The 9269-nt window shown below is 28.0% G+C and carries 8 protein-coding genes; 3 read left to right on the top strand and 5 right to left on the bottom strand.

The annotated features are described in order from the left end of the window. Positions 1–120: 120 nt before the first annotated feature. The 3 genes from Q0V15_RS09685 to Q0V15_RS09675 form a co-directional block, all read right to left on the bottom strand. Complete coding sequence (locus tag Q0V15_RS09685) at positions 121–1824, bottom strand: phospho-sugar mutase (protein WP_297438448.1); 1704 nt, start codon at positions 1822–1824, stop codon at positions 121–123. A gap of 26 nt (positions 1825–1850) precedes the next feature. Next, positions 1851–4286, bottom strand: coding sequence for a glycogen/starch/alpha-glucan phosphorylase (locus tag Q0V15_RS09680; protein WP_297438446.1), 2436 nt, complete (start codon positions 4284–4286; stop codon positions 1851–1853). Positions 4287–4903: 617 nt separating this feature from the next. Beyond that, the gene (locus Q0V15_RS09675) at positions 4904–6253 is read right to left on the bottom strand and encodes a Gfo/Idh/MocA family protein (RefSeq protein WP_297438445.1); all 1350 of its coding nucleotides are present in this window, start codon (positions 6251–6253) and stop codon (positions 4904–4906) included. Between the two features lie 190 nt (positions 6254–6443). Between Q0V15_RS09675 and Q0V15_RS09670 the strand changes: the two genes are divergently transcribed. Continuing rightward, on the top strand, positions 6444–6632 hold the full coding sequence (locus Q0V15_RS09670; protein ID WP_297438443.1) for a ferredoxin: 189 nt from the start codon (positions 6444–6446) through the stop codon (positions 6630–6632). 37 nt (positions 6633–6669) lie between these two features. Here Q0V15_RS09670 and Q0V15_RS09665 read toward each other — a convergent pair whose 3' ends face one another. Continuing rightward, positions 6670–7002, bottom strand: coding sequence for a helix-turn-helix domain-containing protein (locus Q0V15_RS09665; RefSeq protein WP_297438441.1), 333 nt, complete (start codon positions 7000–7002; stop codon positions 6670–6672). Between the two features lie 194 nt (positions 7003–7196). On the opposite strand from Q0V15_RS09665, the gene Q0V15_RS09660 reads away from it, so the two are divergent. Further along, the gene (locus tag Q0V15_RS09660; RefSeq protein ID WP_297438439.1) at positions 7197–7850 is read left to right on the top strand and encodes a type 1 glutamine amidotransferase domain-containing protein; all 654 of its coding nucleotides are present in this window, start codon (positions 7197–7199) and stop codon (positions 7848–7850) included. A 50-nt stretch (positions 7851–7900) separates the two neighbouring features. Here Q0V15_RS09660 and Q0V15_RS09655 read toward each other — a convergent pair whose 3' ends face one another. Next, positions 7901–8392: a hypothetical protein gene (locus Q0V15_RS09655; protein WP_297438437.1), complete on the bottom strand. Its 492-nt coding sequence runs from the start codon at positions 8390–8392 to the stop codon at positions 7901–7903. A 284-nt stretch (positions 8393–8676) separates the two neighbouring features. Between Q0V15_RS09655 and Q0V15_RS09650 the strand changes: the two genes are divergently transcribed. Next, positions 8677–9269 (top strand): hypothetical protein (locus tag Q0V15_RS09650; protein WP_297438435.1); only part of this gene is annotated, 593 nt, incomplete at its 3' end.

Here is a 9269-nt window from a genome sequence, read left to right as displayed (position 1 = left end):
TTTCATAATTTGTAAACACCTAGCATCATCTCCATACTAATCTTTTAATTATTAGCTAGTTACCCACCCAGCTTTAATTTATATAGCTGAGTGAAGTATTAACTAACTTTTAGATAACAACTAAACTAAGAATTTATTTATCACTTTCATAACCTCTTCTTTGAAAGCATCCATATTTCTTTCTGCATCTAATTTACTATCTTCTTTAACTGAGAAATAAATTTTAATCTTTGGTTCTGTTCCTGATGGTCTTACTATAAATGAATAATCATTTTCTAAATCAAATCTTAGTACATTAGATTTAGGTAATGTTATATTTTTAAGTGTAAGTCCATTTTTATAATCATATTTTTCTTTAATTTTTTTATTGAAAATTGAATTTATTTTTAAATTTCTAAGCTCTTTCATACAATTTTCAATTTTTTTAACCCCTTCTTGCCCAGTACTCTCTATTGATACTAAGCTTTCTTTGAAATACCCATACTTTTCATAAATATCATCTAAAGCTTCAAATATTGATTTTCCTTGCATCTTATAATAAAGTGCCATTTCCATTGCTAAAACACTTCCAATAACTGCATCTTTATCTCTGACAAAATCTCCTGCAAGATAACCATAGCTTTCCTCAAATCCAAATAAATATTTTCTTCCTTTTAAATCAGATAATTCTCTAATTTGCTCGGCTATATATTTGAATCCTGTTAAAACTTCAATGATATCAACATTATATTTTTTTGCTATTCCATTAACCGCATTAGTTGATACTATAGTTTTTACCATGTAGCTATCTTTAGAAATTCCGTTAATTTCATTAAGTGATCGTAAAATATATTCAGTTAATAAAATTCCTGTTTCATTTCCTGTTAGCACTTTATATTTTCCATCTTTAGCTTTTGCAACAAGACCTATTCTGTCACAATCTGGATCAGTTCCAAATATTATATCTGCATTTCTTAAACGCCCAAGTTCAACTGCAAGTTTAAATGCATTTGGGTCTTCTGGATTTGGATATACTAGTGTAGAGAAATTACCATCTGGTAATTCTTGCTCTTTAACAACCATAATGTCATTATAGCCAAGTTCTTTTAGAACTCTTCTAACTGGTATATTTCCCGCTCCATGAAGAGGTGTATAAACTATACTAAGCTTTGTTGCATTTTCTTTAACTAAATCTTTTCTGATAACAAGATTTTTTACTTTTTCAAAATAAGTATCTAATAAATTATCATCTATATAAGAGAATAAGCCTTTCTCCATAGCTACTTTTTCATCTATTTTCTTTATTAAATCAAAGCCTTCAATTTCATTCACATAATCTATAACCTTATTGGCATTTGTATCAGTAATTTGCCCACCAAATTCATCATAGATTTTATATCCGTTGTACTCTTTTTTATTATGTGATGCTGTAACCACAACACCACCCACACATTTAAGCTTTCTTAATGAATATGATAGGATTGGTGTTGGTTCTAATGTTTTATATAAATATGATTTAATTCCACTAGCTGCAAAAGTTAAAGCTGTGATTTTTGCAAACTCCTTAGAATTATTTCTTGAATCATAGGCTATAACTACTGATGGTTTATCAAACTTATCATTTATATAATTAGCAAACCCCTGAGTTGCAAGTGAAACTGTAACTTCATTCATTCTATTAGTTCCAGCTCCCATAACTCCTCTAATTCCACCTGTTCCAAATTCTAATTTTTTATAAAATCTATCATATATTTCTTCATCACTTAATCCTTTTAACTCATTTTTCAATTTATCACTTACAACCTTTGAGTTAATCCATTCTTCATATGCCTTAATATGTTTCATTATAATCTACCCCTTTAATCATTAGCTTATTTTCTTACTTTTGATAAATCACATTCTATTCCCCAAATATCATTTGCATACTCAACTATTGTTCTATCTGATGAGAAGAACCCTGAGTTTGCTATATTATTAAGACACATTTTTCCCCATGCAATTTTATCTCTATATAATCTATCTACTTTATCTTGTGCTTCTATATATGACCCAAAATCTTTAGCATTAAAGTATTCATCATTATATTTAACAACTGAATTATAGATTTCCATAAAGCTACCATTAACTCCTAGATATGTTCCATCTATAAGTTGATTCATAACTGCTTTAAGATTCATATTTCTATTTATTTCATCAATAGCACAATATCCACCTTTTTCGTAGTAGCTAAGAACTTCTTCATTACTAAGTCCAAAAGTAATAATATTATCCATTCCAACTTTTTCTGCTATTTCAATATTAGCTCCATCCATAGTTGCTACTGTAACAGCTCCATTCATCATAAACTTCATATTAGAAGTTCCTGATGCTTCTTTTGTTGCTGTAGAGATTTGTTCATCAACATCTGTTGCAGGAATTATAAGTTCTGCAAGTGTAACTCTATAATCTTCTAAATAAACAACTTTAATTTTATTTTTAATTCTCTCATCTTTATTAATTCTATTACCAACAACATTTATAAGTTCAATTGTTCTTTTAGCTAGTGAATAAGAACTTGCTGCCTTACCACCAAAGATAAATGTTCTTGGTACAATATCCATATCTGGATTTTCTAAAAGTCTATTGTATAAATCCATTATTCTAAAGATATTTAGAGTTTGTCTTTTATAAGCATGTATTCTCTTAACATGAACATCAAATATTGAATTTTCATCAATTTCAATACCTTGATTTTCTTTTATATACTTAACAAGTCTACGTTTATTTTTAAGCTTAACAGCGTTAAGTTCTTCTATTGCTTTCTTATTATTTTCAAACTTCATAAGGTCTTTTAATTTATCTGTATCTGCTTCAAAATCCTTACCAATTTTACTTTCTAAATATTTAGTTAAAGCTCTATTACATGAAATAAGCCATCTTCTATGTGTAATCCCATTAGTTTTATTGTTAAATTTATCTGGGAATACATGATATAAATCTCTCATAACAGTAAGCTTCAAAATTTTCGTATGAAGTGCTGCAACACCATTAACACTATGACATCCAACAACTCCAAGGTTAGCCATTTTAATATAACCATGTGAGATTATAGCCATACTAGCTATCTTATCCCAATCACCTTCATATAAGCCCCATAACTCCTTACAATATCTTTCGTTAATCTCACTAACAATCATATATATTCTAGGCAGTAATGGTCTAAATATATTAATATCCCACTTTTCTAAAGCTTCAGTCATTATAGTATGATTTGTATAGGCAAAAGTATTTTGTGTAATCTTCCAACTCTCATCCCATCCAAGTCCTTCCTCATCCATAAGTAATCTCATAAGCTCTGGAATTGCAAGTATTGGGTGTGTATCATTAAGTTGAATAGCATTTAACTTATCAAAATCTCTAACTGACCCACCTTCTTCTTTAAGTGTTCTAATAACACTTTGAAGTCCTGCTGAAACTAAGAAATATTCTTGCTTAAGTCTAAGAAGTTTTCCATCATAGTCAGAATCATCAGGGTATAAAACATTTGATATAGCCTCAACCTTATCTTTATATTCCATAGCTTTTATAAAGTGTCCATGATTAAACTCTTGATAATCAAATCCAGATTTTACTGGTTCTGCACTCCAAAGTCTAAGTGTATTAACCATATCATTCTTATAACCAACAACTCCTGTATCAAAAGGAACTGCTAAAACCTCTGAACAATCAGTTTGAATATATTTTGATTTTCCATTCTCATGAATACATTGAACATTACCCCAAAATCTTACTTTCTCACTTCTATCAATTCTCTTTGTTTCCCAAAGTGAACCTTCTTCAGTCCAATCATTAGCAATTTCAACTTGATTATTATCAATAATTTTTTGTTTAAAGAATCCATATTTATATCTAATTCCACATCCATGTCCTGATATACCAACAGATGCAATAGAATCAAGGAAACATGCTGAAAGTCTTCCAAGACCACCATTTCCTAGTGCTTGATCACCTTCCATATCTTCTAAATCTTCAAGTTTAATACCAAGTTCTTTAAGTCCATCACGACAAATATCTCTTATTCCAAGATTTATTAAAGTATTATCAAGCAATCTACCAAGTAAAAACTCAATAGAGAAGTAATATACTTTCTTTCCATTTCCTTTTTCTACTGCCTTTGCCTCCATCCACTCATCAGAAATATATTCTCCAACAACTTTTGCAAGTGCATTGTATTGATATAATTTATTTGTATTATCAAACTTTTTAATGTGACTATTTTTAGCAGCACGTTTATAATCCTCTTTAAACTGCTCTTTTGTAATAATCATAAAATCATCTCCAATCCTAATTTTTTAAAATTCAACTAATTTGTATAGTATTTATTTTATTAATCATTAAAAAGTAAATTTAAGTATCATTTATATATTTACTTATTTAATCTTTAATTCCACAATAATCCTTATTTGTAGATATTTTATTACAATTTTATTAACTTTTTTCAAAAATTTATTTTCAAATTTAGTATATTTTTAATTTATCATACATTTTTTCTCATTTATTTCAAATAATCAAACTATTATCCGTTCTTTCAGCATTTTAAATATACATAAATTCACTTTTTCATATTTTTTCTTCATTCATTAAAATTTGACTTTTTAGATTGTAATCCTTTTACTTTTAATAAATCCATCTAAATTACTCTTATTTTTTAAAAATTTTATTTTTTTAAAAGCTTTTAATAAATAAAACTCTAATTAAAATCCCATCTATAAAAAAAGTATTTTTGACCCTTTAATGGAATTTTTATTATTATTAAATTGTTTTTTTACATAAATCATTCGTGTTTTTTAAAGTGAATTGCTAATTTATTTTCTAACTCCAATCAAAATTAATTTATTTTACAAAACAAAAAAGGTAATACTTAAATTACCTTTTTAAAATTATTTTATAATATGAAATTTTCCAAATTAACCACTTTTCCATATATCCTAGCCTCATCTACTGCAAATGCCATTTTATGACTTTCAATAGATGTTTTAATAGATGTTTGCGATTCTATGCTATTATCTTTTCCACCTACAATATCAACTAAATCTTTAAACTCTAACTCTTTATTTTCTTCTAATTTTATTTTATTTTTTACTACTTCAATTGTTTTTATTTTCTTTTCCACAAGTTCTATAAAATCTTTTACAAGTCTAGCATCTCCACCACCATGCCCCTGCAAACTAAACTTATCTAGTTTTATATCCACACTTTTTTTCTCACCCGATACAAAATCATATACTATTAGTTTATTTGTTTCCATATCTCCAATTATTTCACCATGACTTCCCATAATCTTTATAGTTCTTGAGATAGTATGTGTAAAGGCTATTAAACTAAATGTTGCTGTAACTCCATTATTAAACTCTAGTATACTTACTTGATTATCCATAACATCATTATCACTCTCATGTACACATAATCCATAATCTGTATCATTAAGCGCTTTAATTATGCCTTCATTAGTTTGATTTATTGTTATAACTGTACTTGGCCAATTCCCTATATTATTTAAATATAACTTTTTAGCAGAATATGGACACTCATTTTCAATATCACACTCTAAACATCTATAGCCTGCATCCATTGGTTTATTTTCTTTATTAAAATAACTAAGTGACCCAAAAGAAGATACTTTTGTACATGATGAGCCTGTTAAGTAAAGTAGTATATCCATATCATGACAGCTTTTTGCAAGAATTATAGGACTTGTTTCTATTGAATTTCTCCAATTCCCTCTAACAAATGAATGTCCCATATGGTAATATCCTATGTTTTCTGCATGTTGAATTGAAACAAGCTTTCCTAGCTCTCCCGAATCAATAATATCTTTTATCTTGTTAAAAAATGGACTATATCTTAAAACATGTCCAACAGAAATTATCTTATCACTATATTCTTGTGCAAGTTCTTCCATCTTAGAAAGCTCTTTTCTATCATTAGTCATAGGTTTTTCAACTATTATATGATATCCCTTTTCTAATGCCTTTTTAAATGGTTCATAATGCATATCATCATTTGTAGAAATAATTATAGCATCACAAAATTTTTCATGTTCTAAAAGTTCTTTCCATCCTAAAAATACAAATTCCTCATCAATATTATGATAATCCTTCATATATTTTCTTGATTTTTCTTTTGGCTCTGCAATACCTTTAACCTTCACTTTATCTGAAAAATCCTTTTTAAGTAACTCACCATAAACATCTTTTCCTCTCTGCCCACATCCCACAATAGCTATTTCTATCACATCAAACGCCCCCTATATAAAATCTACTATCTAAATATATTTTTCTATACGATAAATTATTTCAAATAAACAAAATATATAGTTTAACTTTATTGCTATTCTTCTCGATTTTTTGTATTATAAAACAGAACTATATAAGTAGTCATTGCGGACTAACCACTTAGTAATAGTTTTTATAGGAGGATTTATTATGAAAGTATTAGTAGACCAAGACCTTTGTATAAGCTGTGGCTTATGTGAAAAACTTTGTAACGAAGTATTTACTTTTGATGATTATAATTTAGCAGTTGCAATTAATACAGAAATTCCAAAGAAGCATGAGATTGCTACTGAAAAAGCTGTAAGACAATGTCCTGTTAATGCAATAACAGAAGAATAATATAAACTAAACCTTAGAGAATCAAATCTCTAAGGTTTTATTTATTCTCTATTAAATATCCAAGTTCCTCAAGCATATGAAGTATAGGACAAAGTTTTAGCCCTATATCGGTCATTGAATACTCAACTCTTATTGGCACTTCATTATACTGCTCTCTATGTAATATTCCGCTACTAACAAGTTCCTTAAGCCTTCTAGTTAGCATTAAGCTAGAAATCCCATTAAGTCTTCTTTCAAGTTCATTAAACCTTATACTACTCTCATATGGCACAGCCCATAAAATTTTAAGTTTCCACTTCCCTGTAAGTGTTTTTAAAGCAATATTTATTACATCTTCATTCAAATGCTCTTTTTCTTTTATTGTTTCCATCCCTCTATCCCTCCATTACTTACTTTTTATTAAGTAACTAAATAAAAAGTGCGTTCTTGTTACTCTTTTAATTCTTACATATAATTATAGTATAAAGTGTAATGGAATACATTACATTAATTAATCGTAAATATAAAATTGATTTTAGAGAATACTTAATATATATAGAACTAAATTTAAAGGAGAGATAACAAATGAAAAAAATATTATTAATATCAACAAGTCACAATGAAATGAATGGACATCCAACAGGTTTATGGCTAGAAGAATTAGCGCAACCTTACAATGTATTTAAAGAAGCTGGATTTGAAATAGAAATTGCTTCAATCCTTGGTGGAGAAGTTCCAATAGATGTAGTTTCTATTCCTGATGGAGTTCCTACAGAGTATGAGCATGTTATGCCACTTCTTAAAAACACAAAAAAATTATCTGATTTTGCAAATGTAGAATTTGATGCAATCGTATTTGCTGGTGGACATGGTCCATTAACAGATTTTACAAGCACAAAAGAAGTAAAAGATATCATTACATCAACTTACAACAAAGGAAATATAGTTGCTGGTGTTTGTCATGGAGTTGCTGCTTTATTAAACATTAAAGAAAATGATGGAAAATACTTTATAGATGGAAAAACTTTAACAGGATTTACAAATACAGAAGAAGATTTAGCACAGTTATCAAGCCTTGTTCCTTATGCACTTGAAACAGAACTTGTTAAACAAGGTGCAAACTTTGAAAGAGCTGGAGATTTTGTTGAATATGTATCAGTAGATAAAAACCTTATAACAGGACAAAATCCTCAATCAAGTGATAAAATGGCTAAAGTTATCGTTGAAAAGTTAAAATAATTAAAATAAACCTAATTTGCAAATGCAAATTAGGTTTTTATTTTTAAATTCTATTCACCAATCATTAAATCTAAAACACCAATTAATGATTTAGTTTCCCTTATAAGCTCTCTAACAGATGAATTACTTATGTTATCTTGATAATAGTCTATATCATCTGCAAGTCCATCTATAAACTCAAGAGCAGCCTCTGTGCAAGTATGTACAAGTTCATTGCTTTCTATTCTTGCATATCTTTTTTCAATTGCAGCAAATAAATCTTCAGTTCTAACATTTTTATAATCCTCTAAATATTTAAGACCTGAAACTAAAACATCTCTAGCCTCACTTATATCATCTTGGTCTTTAACTTTATCCCCTACAAATTTACGAAGTGCTATTGTTATGTCACCTTTAAATAAATATCTATAATCATCATCTTCCATATCAGGATCATTTTCACTGACCATCATTCTTTTTGCAAAAACATCTGAAACACCAATTCTTCTTTCTCTTATCTTACCACCAATAACTATCATATCTCTGTATTTATAATATCGCATTTAATTTCCTCCTACGTCTTATCTTTTGTTTAAATAATTTAATGAATTTATCAACAACCTCAATCCTGATATTGCTTCTCTTGATAATTCCATATGCTTCTATTATACAACCTAAAATATTATCTATCAAAGGGCTAAATAAAAAAATTATGAAACTCATAATTACACAGAATTAAAATAAATTCATATTAATGCAAATTCATGTTAAACTATAATAACGAATACGAATATTAGAAGATATTAACTTAACATAATTTAAGTTAGTTATTGAAAGGAAATATATAATGAAAAAAACACCAAGACCAATACAATTAGAGAAATTAAAAACTGTATCTGCTAAAAAAGAAGATAAAGATTTACTTTATTTTTACTCAGGTTATGAGTTTAACTTACATCAAATGGGGCTATCTGCTAAAGGAATTCAACTTTGCAGAATAACACCTTTAAACTTTGATAATATGTTACTTAAAACTTTCTGTAAGAAAACTTTCCCAGCTAAAGGTTTTTCTACAATAGAAAATAACAATGTAAGAGACTTCTTAAAACTTACATTTGATGAAATGGATAGAATCAAAGCTAAAAAAGCTGCTGCTGTAAAAGCTTATAAGAAAGCTTTAAAAGAAGGAACTCTTCCAGAAGAAGTTGTTGTAGTAAAAGTTGAAAAACCAAAAAGAGTACATAATGACAAACCTTATGTTAGAAACAAAGTTGAATCAAGAGAGCAACCTAAAGTTTCAGTTAACTCATACTACACAAAAGATGATAAAAATTCATCTAATAGAAATAGTGATGAGAGAAAATCTTACGACAGAGATGACAAAAAATCTTATGGTAGAGATGATAAAAAGTCTTACGGTAGAAGTAATGACGAAAGAAA

The organism is uncultured Clostridium sp., from assembly GCF_947036855.1.
Classification (GTDB): Bacteria; Bacillota; Clostridia; order Clostridiales; family Clostridiaceae; genus Sarcina.
The sequence above is the reverse complement of the archived record's forward strand: the minus strand, read 5'-3'. Positions and strand labels throughout refer to the sequence as shown.